This is a genomic window from Candidatus Poriferisodalis sp., from assembly GCF_965219595.1.
GTDB lineage: Bacteria > Actinomycetota > Acidimicrobiia > Acidimicrobiales > Poriferisodalaceae > Poriferisodalis.
In genome coordinates, this window is record NZ_OZ244781.1 from 3,435,912 (window position 1) to 3,453,459 (window position 17,548).

Genomic DNA, 17,548 nt, shown 5'->3' on the forward strand with positions numbered 1-17,548 from the left:
AGGGTACCCCCGGCCCTTCACGCCACTGCTGTGATTCTGGGCGGCTTGGGCGATGGCTAGCGTGCCGCGTGTGATCAGCGCTGCTGAGCTGTCATCGATCGAGACCGCTGTCGGTGAGCTGGGCAACCGCGTGGCACTGGCTGCCGATGAGCTGATGGGCACTCCGAACGAGGATGTCGGCGTGGAGCTTTACGAGGTGGAGCGCTCGTTGCGGATGGCTCGCCGTCGCTTGGCCCAGGCCACCGAAGCACTTCGCTGAGCACCCCGTCTGTGGCCGCTGCCTGCAGCGCCTGCGACGCAGCTACGAACGTGACGCAATGGCCTCCGCTGTCGCGACGATCTTGCGGGCTCGGGTGAGGTGCGGAACGTCCACCATCTGGCCCTTGTGGGCAAACGCCATGAGGCCGGCGGCCTCGGCCTGGGCGAATGCTGCGAGCAGCTCGCGGGCATCGGCCATCTCGGCATCGCTCGGTGTGAACGCGGCGTTGACGATGTCGATCTGGGCGGGATGGATGGTGATCTTGCCGGTGAAGCCCATGGCGGCCGAGGTGGCACACTCGGCGGCCAGCCCCTCGTCGTCACGGAAGTCCACGAACACCGTGTCGAGGGGCTGCTTGCCCCACGCCGTGGCACCCACCAGGCACATCACCCGGGCGTACTCGAACACCGGCAGGTAGGCGCCTGTGGCGTCCCGGTTGGCCTTCGAGCCCATGGCGGCAGAGAGATCCTCGGCACCCCAGCTCAGCGCATCCACCCGGTCATGGCGGGCCAGTTCGCCGATGTTCAGCAGCCCTTGCGGCGTCTCGGTCCCCAGCACCAGCAGCACCACGCCGCCGGGCGGATGGCCGTGCTCCAGCTCCCAGCGGGCGATCATGCTGTCGAGTTCGACTACCTCGGCGGCATTGTTGACCTTCGGCACCAGGTAGGCGTCGGGCGGCGACACCATCGTCTCGGCGACATCGGCAGCGCACCACGGGGTGTCGAGCGGGTTGATGCGCACCACCCGCTCCTTGGCGCCGAAGTCGACATCGGCCAGCCAGCCCGCAACTGTGGTGCGGGCGCTGTCCTTGTTGTCAGGGGTGACCGCGTCTTCGAGATCCAGCACGAGGCTGTCGGCATCAGTCGCGATCGACTTCTCCAGCATGCGCTCGTTCGCGCCAGGCACGAAGTGCGATGACCTGCGCACAGTGCCGCTGCCGGGATTCGCTGACTCAGTCATTCGGTAGCACCTCTCGGGTCTCGCATTCGCACTACAGCCGGCGTGGGTGCCGGTTCAGGCCGCGAAAGCGCTCGGGCAGAAGTCGTTGAGCACGCAGTCGTCGCATGCCGGCTTGCGGGACGAGCAGACGCGCCTGCCGTGCAGGATCAGGCGCAGGCTGAAGTCGCCCCGCTCGTACTGGGGGATCATCGGGTTCAAGGCCAGCTCCACCTTGACCGGATCCTCCTCGGCGGTGATGCCGAGGCGCCGCACCAAGCGGCCGACATGGGTGTCCACCGGCAGTCCCGGCAGATCGAACGCCACCGAGCGAATGACGTTGGCGGTCTTGCGGCCGACACCTGGCAGCTTCACCAAGTCCTTCAGGCTGGTCGGCACCTCGCCGCCGTAGTCGGCCAGCAGCCGGCGGGCCATTCCCTGCAGGTTGCGCGCCTTGCTGCGGAAGAAGCCGGTGGGATGCACCAGTTCTTCGAGGTCTTCGAGATCGGCGGACGCCAGCGCTTCGGCGTCGGGATACTTCGCGAACACCCCGGGAACGGTGGCATTGACACGAGCATCGGTGCACTGTGCCGACAGGATCGTTGCCACCAGCAGCTCGAATGGGTTGCGATGCTCCAGCTCGCAGACGGCCTCGTACTCGTCCTTGAGTCGCTCGTGGGTTCGCTGGGCGCGCCCCTTCGGCGATCGCGGCTTGGCCATGGCGAGTGTCTAGCGCTCCGCCCGAGCGCGTGCGCCGCGAGTCGGCCGGTTGCCCTTGCGGACCGTGACGAGCTTGTCGGCGCGCAGTTGGCCGCATGCGGCGTCGATCGACGTGCCGCGGTTCTGGCGCACGGTGGCGTTCACGCCATGGGACGACAGCTCGGCGGCGAAATGCTCGATGCGCCCGGCCGGCGAGGGCTGGTGGCCGTATCCCGGCGTGGGATTCAGCGGGATGAGGTTGACATGGGCCGCCAGAGGCCGTGCATACGCAGCAAGCTCGGCCGCATCGCGGTCGGAGTCGTTGACCCCGCCGATCATCGCCCACTCGAAGCTGATGCGCCGTCGCTTGGCGCGCCGGTAGTCGGCCAGCGAGCGCGCCAGGTCGCGCAGCGGGTACGTGCGATTGATGGGCGCAATGCGGTTGCGCAGTCGGTCGTTGGCGGCATGCAGCGACACCGCCAGGTTGACCGGCAGCGTCTCCGCTGCAAGACGCTCGATGCCGGGAATGACGCCGACGGTCGACACCGTGATGTGCCGGGCGCCGATGCCCATGTCGCCATGGAATCGCTCCACCGCTGCCCACACTGCGTCGTAGTTGGCGAGCGGCTCGCCCATGCCCATGAACACGATGTTGATGGCTCTGCCGGGGGCGGCTCCGCTGTTGATGGCTCTGCCGGGGGCGGCTCCGCTGTTGATGGCTCTGCCGGGGGCGGCCCGATCGTCTGGGTCCGCCTCCTGCAGCGTTCCCAGCACTTGCTCAACGATCTCGCCCACGCTCAGGTTGCGGTCGAAACCCACTTGGCCTGTCGCGCAGAAGCTGCACGCCATGGCGCAGCCGGCCTGGCTGCTGATGCACAGCGTCGTCCGGTTCCGGTAGCGCATCAGCACCGACTCCACCAGACGGCCGTCGCGCAGCGACCACAGGTGCTTGGTAGTGGTGCCCCGGTCTGCGGACTGCGTGCGGACGAGCGTCAGCGCTGGCGGCAGCAGTTCGCCGATGGCCTGGCGCAGGCTCTTGGGAACATTGGTGAGCTCAGACAACGGGCGACGCTGGCGGTACAGGCCGTCCCACACTTGGTCGAGCCGGTATGTGGGCTCGCCGTCGAGCAGTTCGCCGAGCTCTGCCCGGCCGAGATCACCGAGCGAGGGATCGGCGCCGGGGGATGTCACGGCCGCTGAACGCCCTACGAGTTCAGCGGGCCGGTACCGGTGAACAGCCGACGCACTACGGCCACCTCCAGGCCGAGGTCGAGGTAGAGCGTGACGGCCGGCGTGTTGTCGGCGTCGACGTAGAGCATTGCCCGTGTCAGGCCTGCGTCGGCGAGGTGCTCGTAGCCGGCCAGCGTCAGCGCCCGGCCAAGGCCGCGGCCGTGATATTGCGGGTCCACCGCAATGACGTACACCTCGCCGACCGGCGGGTCCTCATCGGCGTGCACCTTGGTCCAGCAGTAGGCGGCGATGTGGCCGTCGATGTCGTACATCCGGAAGCCGTCGGCGTCGAACCACGGCTCGGCCTGACGCTCGGCTACCTGTTCCAGCGTCCAGCCGCCCTGCTCGCGGTGCCACGAGAATGCCCGGTTGTTGACCTCCACCCACGCCTGTTCGTCTTGACCGACCAGGAACGAACGGGTCTCGATGCCGCTGGGCTGATCCATCGGCAGCGATCGCTCCATGCGGTAGAGGTCGCGCTCGAACGTCAGGCCGAGCTCGGCGAGCCCTCGCCCGAACTCCGTCTCGGTCGGCGCAAGGTCGCCTCCGTCTGCTTCGCCGTGGTCCGGATGATCGATCCAGACCGATACGGGCCCCGAGACCTCGCGGAGCTGCAGGCGCAATGCGGCAGCCAGTGCGCCGGGCGGCCAGTGTGCGGCGTTGGCCTCCACGACAGCGCCATGTTGGTCGGCACCGATCGAAATGACCGGATCGGCACTCGCTGCGGCACTCACCGGGCGCAGGCTAATGCTGCTCAGCGCGCTGACCGGGTTGCTTCAGGTCATGGGTGCGCCAACCGCGGGCCGGCTGCCATCTGACAGCAGCGGATGCCACACTTGCGAGGTGCGCCAGATGAAGTGGCTCAACCGCAGCCAGCCACAAACGCTGCTCAGCGCCGTGATGCTGTGCTATTTCTCGGCCGGGCTGCTGTTCCTGTTCGGCACACGCGTCGATTCGCAACTGGCGTACGACATCTTCAAGGGCATCGTGTCGCTGTTCGCCAGCGACCGCACAGCAGCCGATCTGGGCGACAGCATTGTTCCGCCGGCCGTCACCGTTCTGCTCGCCGGCGGGTACATCGCAGGCGGTGCGGGCACTGCCAACGAGCGTCGTTGGGGTCACTGGCTGTGCTCGTCGGCCGCGATCTACGCGGCCGTAGCGACGCTGTGGTGGGGTGCCCGCGTGAGCTTCGGGCTGGGCATGATCATGCGTCTCATGTTCGACGCACTGCTGCTGGTGCTGCTGTTTCACCCGATGAGCCGCAGCCACCGCCGCGTCTGGTTCACGTGACTCGGCTGCCCAGCCCCGAGGACAAAGCCCAAGCCGTCGAGGAGATGTTCGACGAGATCGCGCCTCGCTACGACCTGCTGAACCGGCTGCTGACGTTCCGCCTTGATACTCGCTGGCGTCGACGGACGGTCGCCGCGCTCGGCTTGCAACCGGGAGAAACCGTGATCGACGTGGCATGCGGAACCGGCGACCTGTGCAACGAGCTCGAATCGGCCGGCCTGCAACCCGTGGGTGTCGACTTCTCCGCAGGCATGCTCGCGGCAGCTACCACGGCTGCTCCTCTGCTGCGCTCCGACGCGCTCAGGCTCGGCGTGCGCGAGGCGTCGCTCGACGGCGCGACGTGCGGTTTCGCGCTGCGGAATTTCACGAGCCTCGAACCGTTCTTCGCAGAGCTGGCCCGAGTGCTCCGGCCCGGTGCCCGGATCGCACTGCTCGAGGTTGCCGAGCCGGCCAACCCGCTGCTGCGGGCCGGTCACCGGGTGTACTTCGGCAAGGTGGTGCCGGCGATCGGCAGCCTGCTCTCCAGCAGATCGGCCTACCGGTACCTGCCCGAGTCGGTGGCATACCTGCCGGAGGCGCCAGTGCTGTTGGCCCAGCTCGCCGATGCCGGATTCGGTTCCCTCGACAGGACGCTGCTGAGCGGCGGCATCGCCCAGCTCATCACAGCCACGCGAGAGGGTTCTGCCCCTTAGCTGACCGCAGGAATCGTCTTGGCCAGATCGGTGACGACTTCGGCCGTGGGCAGCTCGGCCAGCGAGGCCGGCGGGCAGAGGATCTTGCAGTCGCGGGAGCCGCCGCCCACGATGACCTCGGTGCAGTCCATTACCCGGCTGTCGATCCAGACCGGGATGTCCGCGGGAAGCCCGAACGGCGTCACGCCGCCGATCATCATCCCGGTGCGTGCGATGGTCTCGTCGGCATCGGCGAACGACGCCTTGCGCGTGCCCAGCCGCCGCCGCACCACACCGTTCACGTCGAGCCGTGTTGACGCAAGCACCAGGCAGCACGCCATCGGCCGCTCGGCCGACTTGCCCACGACACAGATGGCGTTCGCCGAAGCATCCATCGAATAGCCGTAGCGCTCGCAGAATTGCGCCGTGTCGGCAAAGTCGGGATCGCACTCCACCACCTCGAACGCCACGCCCAGCGCAGCGAGATGATCCAGCACCGCTCCCGAACTTGCTTCTGTGCTCATCGGGACATCATTGCGGATCGCACGGGCACGGCCACGGGTTGCAGCAGCGGCCTCGCCCATGTCACGGCCCCAAGGCCAAGCCGACAGTCAGCAGCGCGCCCACCACGATCTGCAGGCGACCGGTTGCTGCGAGCACCCCCACCAGCGCAGCACCGGTGGCTCCGCGGACCACCGCGCGAACGGGCGCGACAGCGAACGCGACGGCGGCGAGCCCCAGCATCGTCCACGGCCGCAGCAGCGACAGGTACATCGGCGAGAACACCATCAGCACCGCGACGACTGCGTACATCGCGCGGGTGGGTCCATCACCCAGCCGGACCGCCAGCGTGCGCTTGCCGGCCTGCGCGTCGGTCGGCAGGTCGCGCAGGTTGTTCGAGATGAGCAGCGCCACCGAGCCCAGCCCCACCGGGACCGACGCAGCAATGCCCAGCATGGTGAGGCGGGCGTCCTGCACGAACGCCGATCCGGCCGTTGCCACCAGGCCGAAGAAGACGAACACGAACAGCTCGCCGAAACCCCGGTAGCCGTATGGACGGCGCCCGCCGGTGTAGTACCACGCTGCGAGCATCGACGCCCCGCCGGCCACGATGAGCCACCACGACACGGCTGCTGCCACCGCGATGCCGAACACGGCGGCTACGCCGAAGGCTGCGAACGCCGCGTTCCGCACTGCGGCCGGAGATGCCGCTCCCGAGGCCACCAAGCGCTGCGGCCCCACCCGGGCCACGTCGGTGCCCCGCACCCCGTCGCTGTAGTCGTTGGCGTAGTTGACAGCAATCTGGATGCACAGCGACACGATCAGCGCGAAGGCAGCTCGCCACCACACGATGCCGCCGTCAGCCGCGGCATCGGACGCCGCGGTGCCCACGAAGGGCGGCACCAGCGACGCGGGCCAGGTGCGAGGCCGTGCCCCGGCCAGCCACGTGCGCAGGCCCGTCATTGCTGCGGCGAGCCCAGCGGGCCGGTGATCCTTGTGATTGCGAACGATTGGGTGCCGGTGGCCAGCAGTCCCCCGTCGGACGCATAGATACGAACGATGCCGTTGCCGATGGCGTTGTGCACGGCGTCCGATTCGATGTCGAGGAGCACCCATTCGCTCTCGGCCTCGCCGGAGATCCGCACCGTGTTGTCGAGGCTGGATCCCCTGAACCCGGCATCGAGACTGACACGCATGCCGCTCGGCAGCAGGTCGGCCAGCGCCGTCAAGCCCGGTCCTGTCGATGCAAGCGTGCCGTCGAGGCGTGCCCAGTACCGCACGTGGCGCTCGCCCGGCTGCTGTCCGGCGAGCCGGATGTCTGCGTGGTCGGTGAACGAGCGGCCTTCGATCGACGTTGGGCCGCGGGGCTCGCATGATTCCGGCTGCGGCACGTCCGGGGCGGTTGTCCATGTCTGATCGATGCCCAGCTGCCGGCCGCCGAGCGACACGAGCGCACGCAGAATCACCCGTCCATCGGCGGCATCGGTGATCTCGGCGGACGCCTGGGTCATCCGGTTGCCGCTGGCGCCGATGTCGAGTGCGACGGCCGCGCATCCGCCCACCGGCATCCGCGCCAGGTACTGGGCCGATGCAGCAGCCATCGGCCGGCCGGTGACGCTCTCGAGCGCTGCCACGGCAGCCGCGAGCGCACACCCGCCATGCAATGTGCCGGTGGCGCCGGCCACGTCGTAGGTGACCGGCAGCAGCCAGCGCAGCTCTTCGGCCGTCGGCTGGAGGCCGAAGAACTCGATCACCTCGCCGACGTGCGGGTCCTGCGGCGCAGCGTCGCTCGTGGCAGCCTCGGCGCTCACGCAGCCGAAAGCTAGTGCTGCCTACAGCCGGAAGCCCTCCACCGGGCCAGCCACTCGCGCCACGGCGAACGACTGGTTCCCGCTGGCAAGCAGTTCGCCGCCGGGTGTGAACATGCGCACGACGCCATGGCCGACAGCGTTGTGGAAGCCGTCGGTCTCGATGTCAAGCAGCACCCATTCGCAGTCGGCATCGCCTGCGATGCGCACGGTGTTGTCGAGGCTCGCGCCCCGCCACTTGCGGCCGAGGCTGAGGTGCATCCCCGTTGCGAGCGTGTCCGCCAACGCAATCAGACCTTGGCGGGTGGACGCCAGCGTGCCAGCGAGCCGCGCCCAGCAGAGGATCCTGCGATCGCCGGCGCTGTAGGGCGCAAACCGGATGTCGGCCTCTGTGCTGAACGATGGAACGGCGTTGTCCGGCACAGAACGGCGCGCCAGCTCCTCCGGCGCCGCAACATCCGGCGGCTGCACCCAGTCCTGGTCGATGCCGAGCCGCCGACCGCCCAGCGACAGCAGCGCTCGCATCAGCACGCTGCCGTCGCCTGCATCGGCGACCTGCGCGAGCACCTGGGTCATCTGCTTGCCGGCCGAACCGATGTCGAACGTGATCTCTGCGCTGCCGCCGAGCGGGACACGGGACATGAACTGCGCCGAAGCCGAGGCAACCGGCCGTTCGCTCCATGTCTCGGCGGCGGCAGTGACCGCCGCAAGCGCGCAGCCGCCGTGCATCACACCGAGATAGTTGGCAACGTTCGGCGAGATGGGAAGGTGCCAGCGCAGCTCGTCGTCGGTGGCCTGCACGCCGAAGAACTCGACGACGTCTGCGAGCCGGTCGCCCGGCGACAGCGGCGCCGTGTCCCGTGTCTCTTGGGTCACCGCGCCGAAGCTAGACGAGCCTTCTGATGCATGGGCTCACGGCGCGCGCCGGCGCGCTTGGGCTCAACCCGCTGCCGCGGCCCACGGTGCAGATTGGCCAGCTTGGTAGTGGTCGGGCCGGATGCCGAAGGCTTCGATCATCCGATGCCAGCCGCTGCAGACGGCGAGCAGAGCTCCGAGCCGCAGGATCTGCTGCTCGTCGAAGTGTCGCTGCAGCCGCTCGTAATGCTCGGGCGGGATCTTCCCCGAGTGCTCATTGCCGGAGAGCCAGTCGGCCAGGGCGAGCGCAGCTTTCCAGCCGTCGTCGAGATCGGAGTTCTCGTAGTCGTCCAGCTTGGCCACGACCTCGTCGGTCAGCCCGGTGCGCACCAACGATGCGCTCTTGACCAGGCTTCAGTGGAAGCACTCGTTGCGGTTCGCCATGCGGATGCGGCACATCTCGAGCATGTGACGATCAAGCGCTCCGGGGTCTTCTTCGGGCGTGCCGCCATACACGGCGCCGACCCAGCCCAAGAACATGTCCATCGTGGTCTCATCCGCAGCCAGCGTCCGGAACAGGTTGTCGTCGGTGTAGGCCTTCGCATACCACGTGTCCAAGCGGCGTTGCTGCTTGTCGTCCAGCTCGGTCACCTTTGGCAAGTAGCCGTGCTCATTCGCCATGACTCCCCCTCGACGGCCGTGGCTCGCTGGAATCGACGCTACCGCAACGTCCACCCCGGCGACCGATGGCAGCCCGGACGCGAAGTGCGTCGGCGGGCACGCAGATTCCGCTGCGCGCCTAATCTCGGCAATGTCAAGCGAAGCCACTGACGTGGCCGTACAACGCGAGGGGGCGTCACATGAAGGCTGCTGTGCTCTGCGAACAGCCGGGCGATCTGGAGATCGAGGACTTGCGCATCGACGCGCCCGGACCGCAGGAGGTGCTCATCCAGACCGTGGGCGCTGGTCTGTGCCACAGCGACTTGCACTTCATGGAAGGCCTGTTCCGCACGCCTCTGCCCATGGTGATGGGCCACGAGTCGGCCGGCGTGGTGGAGGCCGTGGGCAGCGACGTGAGCTACGTGAAGCCCGGTGACCATGTGGTGGCGTGCCTGTCGATTTTCTGCGGCCAATGCCACCGCTGCCTGTCGGGCAACCCGCACCGCTGCACCAACATCCGGGCCACCTCGCGGGCCAAGGGCGCCGCAGCCCGACTGGAGCGTGACGACAGCACTGAGGTGGGCCAGATGGCTCGGCTCGGCGGCTTCGCCGAGCAGATGCTGGTGCATCAGAACGCCGTCGTGAAGGTGCGGCCGGACATGCCGCTCGACCGGGCATGCCTGATCGGCTGCGGCGTCACGACGGGCTTCGGTGCGGCGGTGAATACCGCAGGCGTCGGCGTGGGCAGCGTGGTGTGCGTGATCGGCTGCGGGGGTATCGGCCTGTCGGCCGTGCAAGGCGCCCGCGTGGCCGGCGCCGGTCGGATCATTGCAGTGGACATGACGGAGACGAAGCTCGAGACCGCCCGCCAGATGGGCGCCACCGACACCGTCAATGCCGCCGAGGTGGACGACGTGGTGACCGCCGTGAAGGACATGACCAAGGGCGGCGTGGAGTACAGCTTCGAAGCCATCGGCTTGGCCGAGACGGTGCAGCAGGCGTTCAACATGCTCGACATCGGCGGCACCGCCACCGTGATCGGCATGGTGCCGTCGAAAACCAAGGTCGAGCTGCGCGGCATCGACTTCCTGTCTGAGAAGAAGCTGCAGGGCTCGATGATGGGCTCGAACCAGTTCCGCAGCGACATCCCGATGATGATCGACCTCTACCTCGATGGCCGCCTCATGCTCGATGAGATGATCTCGGCACGCATCGACCTCGAGCAGATCAACGAGGGTTACGGCTGGATGAAGGCCGGCGAATCCAACCGCACCGTCATCACCTTCGACTGAGGTCGCTGCCGGCCCGCGAGCCTGCAGTCCTCGCCCGACTGCCATGACGTCGGGTCCGCTGGCAACGCGGGCCGCTGAACGCATCACGACGCTCGACGCCGTGCGCGGCGTGGCCGTGCTCGGCATCTTGACGATGAATGCCGTGGCATTCGGCCTGCCCGCCGCCGCCTACGCCAACCTCGATGCCGGCGGCTCGCGGACGGCGCTGGACTGGGTTGTCGGCGGCGCCGGAGAGATCTTCGCCGACCAGAAGTTCATGGGCCTGTTCTCGATGCTGTTCGGCGCAGGCGTAGTGCTGTTCGCCGAGCGGGCCGCGGCGAAGGGCAGGCGCAGCGTGCTGCTGAGCCTGTGGCGCAACGCGCTGCTGCTGGGCATCGGCATCGTGCACCTGTCGTTCTGGGACGGCGACGTGCTGTTCGCCTACGCCTTGTGCGCGCCGGTCGTGCTCGCACTGCGACGCCTGCCCGTCAAGGTCCTGCTCGCACTGGGCGGCGGGTGCTACGTCGCAGTGGCAGTCGTCTCGTGGTTCGTGCAGTCGTCGCTGCGCAGCTTCTCCAGCGTGCTGATCGACTTCTGGATCTATGGCGACTACTACGGCGTCATCGGGACGTGGTTCCTGACGGACTACTTCGGTCGAGCATTGGGGGCGATGCTCATCGGGGCGGCGCTCTACCGGACGGGTGTCATCGGCGGCAACCGGGCACCGTCGTTCTACCGCCGCATGGCCGCATGGGGCCTCGGCGCCGGGCTGCCGCTGTCAACTGCCGGATTCGCACTGATGGCCGCCACGGGCTTTGATATCGACTGGGCCGTGGCGGGCACCATCCCCAACACGCTGGCCACGGTGCCGCTGTGCCTGGGCTACCTCAGCCTGATTGCGCTGTGGAACTCGGCGAGCAACGGTGGCTTGCGGCGGCGCATCCGTGCTGCGGGACGCATGGCGCTCACCAACTACCTCACCCAGACAGCACTCGGCCTGCTTGTGCTGGGCGCTCTGCTGGACGATCTGAACCTGGGCCGCAGCGGCATCGCCGTGTTCGTGGTGGCCGTGTGGGTGGTGCGGCTGTGGTGGTCGAAGGCCTGGCTGGACCGGTTCGCCTTCGGTCCCGTCGAATGGCTGTGGCGCTGCGCCACGTACCGCCGCTGGCAGCCGATACGCGCTCGCTAGCGAACAGGCCGCACAAACGCAGCCCGTCAACCGCTATCTCGACTACGGCAGGATCGGCGTTGCTTCCATGTAGCCCGGTTCGAGGAACTCGACGTTCGGCGTGACCCGGGCCAGCTCGGCGGCAATGGACGTCGTGTCGGTCGGCACCGAGAAGCCCGGCAGCCAGTTGTCGTGGTGCCCCAGGATGACCTTGCGGGGCCGCAGCAGGTCGGCCTGGCGGCCGATGAACTGCGCCAGCGAGCCCTGGATGGGCTCACCGTCGATGTTGCCGCGGCCGGCCGCCGCGAGGATCGCCACGTCGGGGCGCAGGTCGCGCATCACGCCCGACCAGTGACCCGAGGTGTCCTGGAACAGCACCGAGCCGTCCGGCGCCTCCACCAGGAACAGCAGCGCTCCCCCGTCGCCCCGGTCGCTGTGACCGGCGGCCGACGCAGCGATGTGCGCGCTGGTGTCGGCATCGACTTCCGTCGCCAAGTACTTCATCAGCTCGGCGAACTTCTGCTGCTGCTCCTGCCAGGTCACGCCGAGGTCGCCCAGGCAGACGTGGTCGGGCTGGTCCATCTGGGTGTGCGACCAGACGCAGGAGTGCTGGCTCGGATACACCGACACCCGCACGCCAGCTCCGCGGTCTCCCCGAGCGAGATCCACCGTCTCGCCGCCGGCCACGCAGATCATCCGCTCTTCGGGCACTCCGGCCTCGGCCATCACCCGCACCGACTCGTAGGACGCGACGAGTGTGGCGTCGGTGTTGGCCACGATGCGCTCCGCCCCGTAGAGGTGATCGAAGTGCGAATGGCCCACCAGCACCCAGTCCGCTTCGGTGACATCGTCAGCGGTCAGGCCCGGGCCCACGGCGTTGTCGGCCCGGTCGATGTAGGCATCGAGAAAGATCACCAGGCCGGCCGTGCGCAGCCGGAACGTTGCGCACCCGTACCAGTCGAGCGTCGTAGCCATGCCGGGGACCCTACTCGTCCGCTGGCGGCGGCTCCGTTGCTGGCCCCGATGAGTCGCCGAGACGGGCGAAGAGGGCCTCCAAGCGCGCGACGCGTTCGCGCACCAGCACGATCTCCTCGGACTGATGGTCGATGCGACCGGCGAGATGGAACGTGATCGTCAAGCCCGTACCCAAGACCGTGACAAGCACGGTGACGACGATGCTTGCAGCTGCCACCAGCAGCACCCACGCGTCAACCACGATCGGAGTGGCGGCGAGGACCCCGGCGATCATGGCTTCACCATAGAACGCTTGCTGCTGGACATCGCGCCGGATTTTCGACAACCACGAGCGTCGGGCACACTGGCGAAGCTATGGGCGGCATCCGCGCGGCGACGCACGACACGGAGGTCGCGCACCGTGCGGCGTGGACACGCCGCTGTGCGGCACTGACGCTGCTGGCAATGGCGCCGCTTGCAGCAGGCTGCGCGGCGTCTGAAGGAGACGCCGATGCGGCCGACCGCTCCAGCGCATCCGTCAGCGGCGCGACGCTCGAAGGCAGCCTGCATGTCCTGGTCGCCGCATCCTTGTTGCCGGTCACCGAAGCAATCGCCGCGAGCTTCGAGCGGCAGCATCCCGCAGTCGAGGTGCAGATCTCGGGCGCCGGCAGTTCGGCACTGCGCGAGCAGGTACTCGCCGGTGCGCCAGCAGATGTCTTCATCCCGGCGGACCCGAGTCATGTACGCACGATCCGCAACGGAGTCGGCATCGACGGCCAACCCGTCGTTGTGGCACGCAACTCGCTCGTGCTCGCCGTGCCCGTCGGCAACAATGCCGGCGTCGATTCGCTCGCCGACCTGTCCCGGCCCGATCTGTTGATCGGGCTGTGCGCGTCAGAGGTGCCGTGTGGTGCACATGCTCGAGCCGGGTTGTCGGGCATGCAGATTGAGCCTGCCCCAGACACCGAAGAGCCCAATGTCCGCGCGCTGGCCACCAAGCTGGGTGCAGGAGAACTCGACGCTGCAGTTGTGTACGCCAGCGATGTGATCGCCGAATCCGATCGCATCACGAGCCTGGGCTGGCCCAGCGGGCAACAGCCGGAGGTGACATATGAAGCGGCTGTTCTGGCAGATGCCCCCAACGGCGCGGCAGCCGGTGCGTTTATCGCTTACCTGCAGACGGACACAGCACGCGGCGCATTCGCCGATTTCGGATTCGCAACGCCATGACCGACGCATCGACCGCAACTCCTAGGAGCGACGACAGCGGCGCGCGGCGGACGGCGCGTGACCTGCCGCCTTGGCCGGTCGCGCTGCTCGCCTGTATCGGCGTCGTGCTGTTCGCACTGCCACTCGTGGGCCTTGTTGCGCGTGCGCCCTGGACAGGGCTGTGGACGCACCTGTCGAGCCGGTTCGTGGTGGATGCTGCCGTGCTCTCTGTGGTGTCCTCGATCGCTGCTGCTGCGGTGGCCGCGCTGGTCGGCGTGCCGCTGGCATGGGTGCTGGCGCGGGTGTCATTCCCGGGCCGCTCGGCGATACGGGCGCTGGTGACGCTGCCGATGGTGCTGCCGCCTGTCGTGGGCGGCGCCGCGCTGCTGTTCGCGCTCGGGCGTCGGGGCGTGGTCGGCGGGCCGCTGCATGACGCCACCGGCCTGCTGCTGCCGTACTCGATCTGGGGCGTCATCCTGGCGAACGCCTTTGTGGCCACCCCGCTTGTGATCCTGACGGTCGAGGGTGCCCTGAGGAATCTCGACCGTCGCTACGAGCACGCAGCCGCCACGCTGGGTGCCTCGCGGCTGCGGGTGCTGTGGCGGGTGACGCTGCCGATGATCGGGCCCGCGCTGGGCGTCGCGGTGGTCGTGGCGTGGGCGCGAGCCCTCGGCGAGTTCGGCGCGACCGTCACGTTTGCAGGCAGTCTCGGCGGGCGCACCCAGACGCTGCCGCTGGCGGTGTTTGTGGCGCTGGAGTCGAACCGGGATGCGGCGGTGGCTATCAGCCTGGTGCTTGTCGCACTGTCGCTGGGTTTGTTGATCGCCCTGCGGGACCGCTGGTGGCCGAGCCGATGAGCTTCGACGACACCGGCGCGGCAGTCAGCGGATTGCAGGCCGACATCCGGCTGCGGCGCGGCGAGTTCGAGCTGGACGTGTCGCTGAGCGTCGAAGCGGGCGAGACCGCTGCCCTGCTCGGACCCAACGGCGCCGGCAAGTCCACGATCGTGGCAGCGATTGCCGGGTTGTTGCCTCTGGACGGCGGCAGCGTCCGACTGGCAGGCAGCGTCCTCGACGATCCCGCCGCCGGTGTCTTCGTTCCGCCTGAAGGGCGCCGCATCGGCGTCGTGTTCCAAGACCAAGTGCTGTTCCGGCATCTCAACGCGCTCGACAACGTGGTGTTCGGGCTGACATCTCGCGGCATGCGTCGAGCCCTCGCTCGCGAGCGGGCACAGGACTGGCTGGATGCCATGGATCTCGGCGATCTGGGCCATCGACGGCCTCGTGCGCTGTCAGGCGGCCAGCGCCAACGGGTGGCGCTCGCCCGCGCTCTCGCCTGCGAGCCGGACCTGCTGGTTGCCGATGAGCCGCTGGGCTCGTTGGACGTCACCGCTCGCAACCGTCTGCGGCGCAACCTGGCCGCCCATCTCAGCAGCGGGCGCAACGGCGGCAGTGCGTCGCCCACGGCGCCGCGCCACGGCGCGGGCGGTGTGCCGCGCCTGCTGATCACCCACGATCCCACCGACGCCTTCGTGCTGGCCGATCACGTGCACATCCTCGAGAACGGTCGCCTCACCCAATCGGGAACGCCGGACGAGCTGCGACGCGCGCCGGCTACCGCGTACGCCGCCGATCTGTCGGGCATCAACCTGGTGCGCGGCACCGCCCGCGACGGTGAGATCACCGTGGCGGACGACGACCCGACGCCGTCGCCGACCGGCCGTCGCCCGGCTGTGGTGCTGCACGCTGCGGACACATCGATGTTCGGGGCGGTCTTGGCCACGATCCACCCGCGGGCGATCGCCCTGCACCGGGAGCGACCCAGCGGCAGCCCCCGCAATGTCTGGCGCACCACCGCCGAAGCCGTCGAGCCGCTGGGCGACATCACCCGTGTGCTGCTCGGCTCTCCCCTGCCGCTCACGGCCGACATCACGCCGGGTGCTGCTCACGAGCTTCTGATCCGGCCCGGCACCACCTTGTGGGTCTCCGTCAAAGCCACCGAGGTCGATCTCGCCCCCGACAGCCGCGACTGATCAGCCGGAGCGGCTGACTGTGCCCATCGCTCAGCCGGAGCGGCTGACGGAAGTCCACCCCTTGCCGGCGCCGGGCCGGTCGTCGAATTCGGCGGCGTAGCGATCGAAGAAACCCGGGTCGGCCGCAGCCGCAGCAGCGGCGATGTCGTCGCGGGCGATGGCGGCCTGCCAAGCGTCCATCAGCCGATCCTCGGCCTCGTAGTCGAAGCGATCCACGATCGAACGCTCCATGGCACCCCCGGGCTCTGGGTGGTTCTCTTCACGAGCGAGCCAACGTGCGGTGTCCGTCAACCCCTCCACCGGATCCACGACATCGCGATACCCGAGCTGGTAGATCGCCTTGTCGCAGTTGATGACGCGGTGGTGGGGCGTGCTGCGCTGCGTGAGATGGTGCGACACGGCTGCGTGCTCCCACGGGATCGACACGATCTCGAAGCTGTGGTCGAGCGCCGCAGCAATGATCTCCACCCACTGCAGCAGCGTGGGAGTCCACTCGTCAGACACGTTGTATGCCTCACCGGACGACCGTGCGCCGGCATCGACCGCGGCCAGCACCATCGCTGCGGCATTGCGGGCGTCCGCAGACGCCTGCAATGTCACGCCACCGTCGGGCAGCACGATGCGAGTACGGCCATCGAGCACGCGGCGCACGATCTTCCACTCGCGCGGGCTGATCTGCCCGGGGCCGTAAATCCACGGGTAGCGCAGGTGCGATGCCGTGGGGTGCTCGCGGAACACGACGAGCTCCGTGTTGGCGATCTGGCGAACCTTGTTGTTGACGCGGAACTCAGGCGGCTCATCGGAAACCAGACGATCGTGCTCGCGCGTCGGCACCCGCATGCCAGCGGGCCACAGTGCATCGGCGTCGCCCCAGCCGCTGTAGACGGGAAAGCCACCGATGCTCACGAACTTGGACACGCGGCCGGCCATCACTCGCGCGATCTCGCGCAGCCGGCCGTACATGACCACTGACAGGTCATACGTGGCCGATCCGATGGCGGCAGCGAACCGGTCGGCATCGAACGGGTCCGTGTGGATGTGCTCGACCAGATCGGTGATCTCGTCGACCTCATGGCGTCCCGTGTGCAGGATCGTCACCCGGTAGCCGCGCTCCAGCAAGCCCTTCACCACGTGGGGCCCAGTCGGACCGGTGCCGCCCACCACCAAGGCTGTCTGCTCGCTCACGCCCTCTGAATCTACGACGGGTGCCGGTGAAGCTGACCTCATTCGCCGGTACGCTCCCGCAACGATGAGCGCGAGCGTCAGCGGAACCGGGTCATGAGCGAGTACAAGCGCGGCACCCGGGTAGTAGTCAACGAGGACCTCCCCGGCGTCCCCGAAGGCACGCCAGGCAAATGCGGCCGGGGCCTCGGCTTCGCCATCAAGCGCTACCGCGTGCGCTTCGACAACGACATCGAAGTCATCTCGGTGGCCCACAGCAAGCTGGTGCCCGAGGACGAGTGGCCGCAGTTTCTGGCCCGCAGAGCGCGAGAAGAGATCGAGGCCGCGCAGGAACGAGCGCGCATCGCCGAAGCCCGCGCTGCGGCTGCAGAGTCGCGCGGGCTGCCGGCAGCGAGCACCGACGAACCGGCGGCGGAACCCGCCGAGGCCGCGGCGGCAGATGCACCCGCGCCTGAGGCACCGGCCGCCGATGACGGCGGAGCGGATCCCCGACTTGCAGCGATACTCGCCCGTTCCAAGTCCGCACGCGAGGCAACCGGTGTCCCGGCCCCCGAGAGCAGTCCGGCCCCAGCGGCGGAGAGTTCGACAGACGCGGCAGAGAGCTCAGCTGCCGAGCCGACGCCGGCACCCGCGGCCGAGCCCGCTGCACCCCCACCGGCACCCGCAGCCGCGCCGGAGCGTTCAGCGCCGCCGTCTGGTCCCGAGCGCGTCGAGATACCGGAGTTCGTGCCGGGCCCCGAGGTCGATCCCGACTACGCCCCGGCGGCGAATCGGGTGAGCGAGCTCATCTCCGAGGCACGCAAAGACGGCTGACCGCCCGCCT

General features: G+C 68.5%; 22 protein-coding genes. 9 read left to right on the plus strand and 13 right to left on the minus strand.

Translation table 11 applies throughout. From position 1 onward, the window contains the following. Positions 1-70: 70 nt before the first annotated feature. On the plus strand, positions 71-259 hold the full coding sequence (locus tag ACOQPE_RS15295; protein ID WP_420609740.1) for a hypothetical protein: 189 nt from the start codon (positions 71-73) through the stop codon (positions 257-259). A 42-nt stretch (positions 260-301) separates the two neighbouring features. Here the strand turns inward: ACOQPE_RS15295 and ACOQPE_RS15300 are convergent, their stop codons facing one another. Genes ACOQPE_RS15300 through mshD form a run of 4 tightly spaced genes read right to left on the minus strand, consistent with a single transcriptional unit; the run spans position 302 to position 3,858 of the window. Then, positions 302-1,219 carry an HpcH/HpaI aldolase/citrate lyase family protein gene (locus tag ACOQPE_RS15300; RefSeq protein WP_420609741.1) on the minus strand — a complete coding sequence of 306 codons (918 nt, stop codon included), beginning with the start codon at positions 1,217-1,219 and terminating at the stop codon, positions 302-304. 54 nt (positions 1,220-1,273) lie between these two features. Next, the gene (nth, locus tag ACOQPE_RS15305; RefSeq protein WP_420609742.1) at positions 1,274-1,915 is read right to left on the minus strand and encodes an endonuclease III; all 642 of its coding nucleotides are present in this window, start codon (positions 1,913-1,915) and stop codon (positions 1,274-1,276) included. A 9-nt stretch (positions 1,916-1,924) separates the two neighbouring features. Continuing rightward, entirely contained in the window at positions 1,925-3,085 is a 1,161-nt protein-coding gene (gene rlmN / locus ACOQPE_RS15310; protein ID WP_420609743.1) for a 23S rRNA (adenine(2503)-C(2))-methyltransferase RlmN, read from the minus strand. Positions 3,086-3,099: 14 nt separating this feature from the next. Further along, positions 3,100-3,858, minus strand: coding sequence for a mycothiol synthase (mshD, locus tag ACOQPE_RS15315; RefSeq protein WP_420609744.1), 759 nt, complete (start codon positions 3,856-3,858; stop codon positions 3,100-3,102). Between mshD and ACOQPE_RS15320 the strand changes: the two genes are divergently transcribed. Both ACOQPE_RS15320 and ACOQPE_RS15325 read left to right on the plus strand, forming a co-directional pair. Beyond that, entirely contained in the window at positions 3,827-4,414 is a 588-nt protein-coding gene (locus ACOQPE_RS15320) for a hypothetical protein (RefSeq protein ID WP_420609745.1), read from the plus strand. The two genes, mshD and ACOQPE_RS15320, sit on opposite strands and share 32 nt — an antisense overlap. After that, the gene (locus ACOQPE_RS15325; protein WP_420609746.1) at positions 4,411-5,106 is read left to right on the plus strand and encodes a ubiquinone/menaquinone biosynthesis methyltransferase; all 696 of its coding nucleotides are present in this window, start codon (positions 4,411-4,413) and stop codon (positions 5,104-5,106) included. Before ACOQPE_RS15320 ends, ACOQPE_RS15325 begins: the two co-directional genes overlap by 4 nt. On the opposite strand, the gene ACOQPE_RS15330 is transcribed toward ACOQPE_RS15325, so the two are convergent. The 6 genes from ACOQPE_RS15330 to ACOQPE_RS15355 all read right to left on the minus strand — a co-directional run bounded on the left by ACOQPE_RS15330 (position 5,103) and on the right by ACOQPE_RS15355 (position 8,930). Continuing rightward, entirely contained in the window at positions 5,103-5,609 is a 507-nt protein-coding gene (locus ACOQPE_RS15330; RefSeq protein ID WP_420609747.1) for a YbaK/EbsC family protein, read from the minus strand. The two genes, ACOQPE_RS15325 and ACOQPE_RS15330, sit on opposite strands and share 4 nt — an antisense overlap. A 61-nt stretch (positions 5,610-5,670) precedes the next feature. After that, positions 5,671-6,549 (minus strand): 1,4-dihydroxy-2-naphthoate polyprenyltransferase, encoded by an 879-nt coding sequence (locus ACOQPE_RS15335; protein WP_420609748.1) that lies wholly within the window; start codon positions 6,547-6,549, stop codon positions 5,671-5,673. After that, complete coding sequence (locus ACOQPE_RS15340; RefSeq protein WP_420609749.1) at positions 6,546-7,397, minus strand: acyl-CoA thioesterase; 852 nt, start codon at positions 7,395-7,397, stop codon at positions 6,546-6,548. The genes ACOQPE_RS15335 and ACOQPE_RS15340 overlap by 4 nt, the downstream gene beginning before the upstream one ends. A gap of 21 nt (positions 7,398-7,418) precedes the next feature. Continuing rightward, positions 7,419-8,270 carry an acyl-CoA thioesterase gene (locus ACOQPE_RS15345; RefSeq protein WP_420609750.1) on the minus strand — a complete coding sequence of 284 codons (852 nt, stop codon included), beginning with the start codon at positions 8,268-8,270 and terminating at the stop codon, positions 7,419-7,421. Between the two features lie 63 nt (positions 8,271-8,333). Further along, complete coding sequence (locus ACOQPE_RS15350; RefSeq protein ID WP_420609751.1) at positions 8,334-8,639, minus strand: carboxymuconolactone decarboxylase family protein; 306 nt, start codon at positions 8,637-8,639, stop codon at positions 8,334-8,336. A 24-nt stretch (positions 8,640-8,663) separates the two neighbouring features. Continuing rightward, entirely contained in the window at positions 8,664-8,930 is a 267-nt protein-coding gene (locus tag ACOQPE_RS15355) for a hypothetical protein (protein WP_420609752.1), read from the minus strand. Positions 8,931-9,109: 179 nt separating this feature from the next. Here ACOQPE_RS15355 and ACOQPE_RS15360 point away from each other — a divergent pair, with 179 nt between their 5' ends. Next, positions 9,110-10,201: a Zn-dependent alcohol dehydrogenase gene (locus ACOQPE_RS15360; RefSeq protein ID WP_419856034.1), complete on the plus strand. Its 1,092-nt coding sequence runs from the start codon at positions 9,110-9,112 to the stop codon at positions 10,199-10,201. 43 nt (positions 10,202-10,244) lie between these two features. Beyond that, complete coding sequence (locus ACOQPE_RS15365; protein WP_420609753.1) at positions 10,245-11,369, plus strand: DUF418 domain-containing protein; 1,125 nt, start codon at positions 10,245-10,247, stop codon at positions 11,367-11,369. 42 nt (positions 11,370-11,411) lie between these two features. Here the strand turns inward: ACOQPE_RS15365 and ACOQPE_RS15370 are convergent, their stop codons facing one another. Both ACOQPE_RS15370 and ACOQPE_RS15375 read right to left on the minus strand, forming a co-directional pair. Further along, a complete protein-coding gene (locus ACOQPE_RS15370; protein ID WP_420609754.1) occupies positions 11,412-12,323 on the minus strand; it encodes an MBL fold metallo-hydrolase in 912 nt (303 codons plus the stop codon). Positions 12,324-12,333: 10 nt separating this feature from the next. Next, entirely contained in the window at positions 12,334-12,597 is a 264-nt protein-coding gene (locus ACOQPE_RS15375; RefSeq protein WP_420609755.1) for a hypothetical protein, read from the minus strand. An 80-nt stretch (positions 12,598-12,677) separates the two neighbouring features. Here ACOQPE_RS15375 and modA point away from each other — a divergent pair, with 80 nt between their 5' ends. The 3 genes from modA to ACOQPE_RS15390 are packed head-to-tail and all read left to right on the plus strand — an operon-like array spanning position 12,678 to position 15,543. Beyond that, a complete protein-coding gene (gene modA / locus ACOQPE_RS15380) occupies positions 12,678-13,532 on the plus strand; it encodes a molybdate ABC transporter substrate-binding protein (protein WP_419856029.1) in 855 nt (284 codons plus the stop codon). After that, positions 13,529-14,368: a molybdate ABC transporter permease subunit gene (gene modB, locus ACOQPE_RS15385; RefSeq protein WP_420609756.1), complete on the plus strand. Its 840-nt coding sequence runs from the start codon at positions 13,529-13,531 to the stop codon at positions 14,366-14,368. The genes modA and modB overlap by 4 nt, the downstream gene beginning before the upstream one ends. Continuing rightward, entirely contained in the window at positions 14,353-15,543 is a 1,191-nt protein-coding gene (locus ACOQPE_RS15390) for a sulfate/molybdate ABC transporter ATP-binding protein (RefSeq protein ID WP_420609757.1), read from the plus strand. Before modB ends, ACOQPE_RS15390 begins: the two co-directional genes overlap by 16 nt. 30 nt (positions 15,544-15,573) lie before the next feature. Here the strand turns inward: ACOQPE_RS15390 and ACOQPE_RS15395 are convergent, their stop codons facing one another. Then, a complete protein-coding gene (locus tag ACOQPE_RS15395; protein WP_420609758.1) occupies positions 15,574-16,728 on the minus strand; it encodes an epimerase in 1,155 nt (384 codons plus the stop codon). A gap of 93 nt (positions 16,729-16,821) precedes the next feature. Here ACOQPE_RS15395 and ACOQPE_RS15400 point away from each other — a divergent pair, with 93 nt between their 5' ends. Beyond that, positions 16,822-17,538, plus strand: coding sequence for a hypothetical protein (locus ACOQPE_RS15400; RefSeq protein WP_419856025.1), 717 nt, complete (start codon positions 16,822-16,824; stop codon positions 17,536-17,538). The last annotated feature ends 10 nt before the right edge of the window (positions 17,539-17,548 follow it).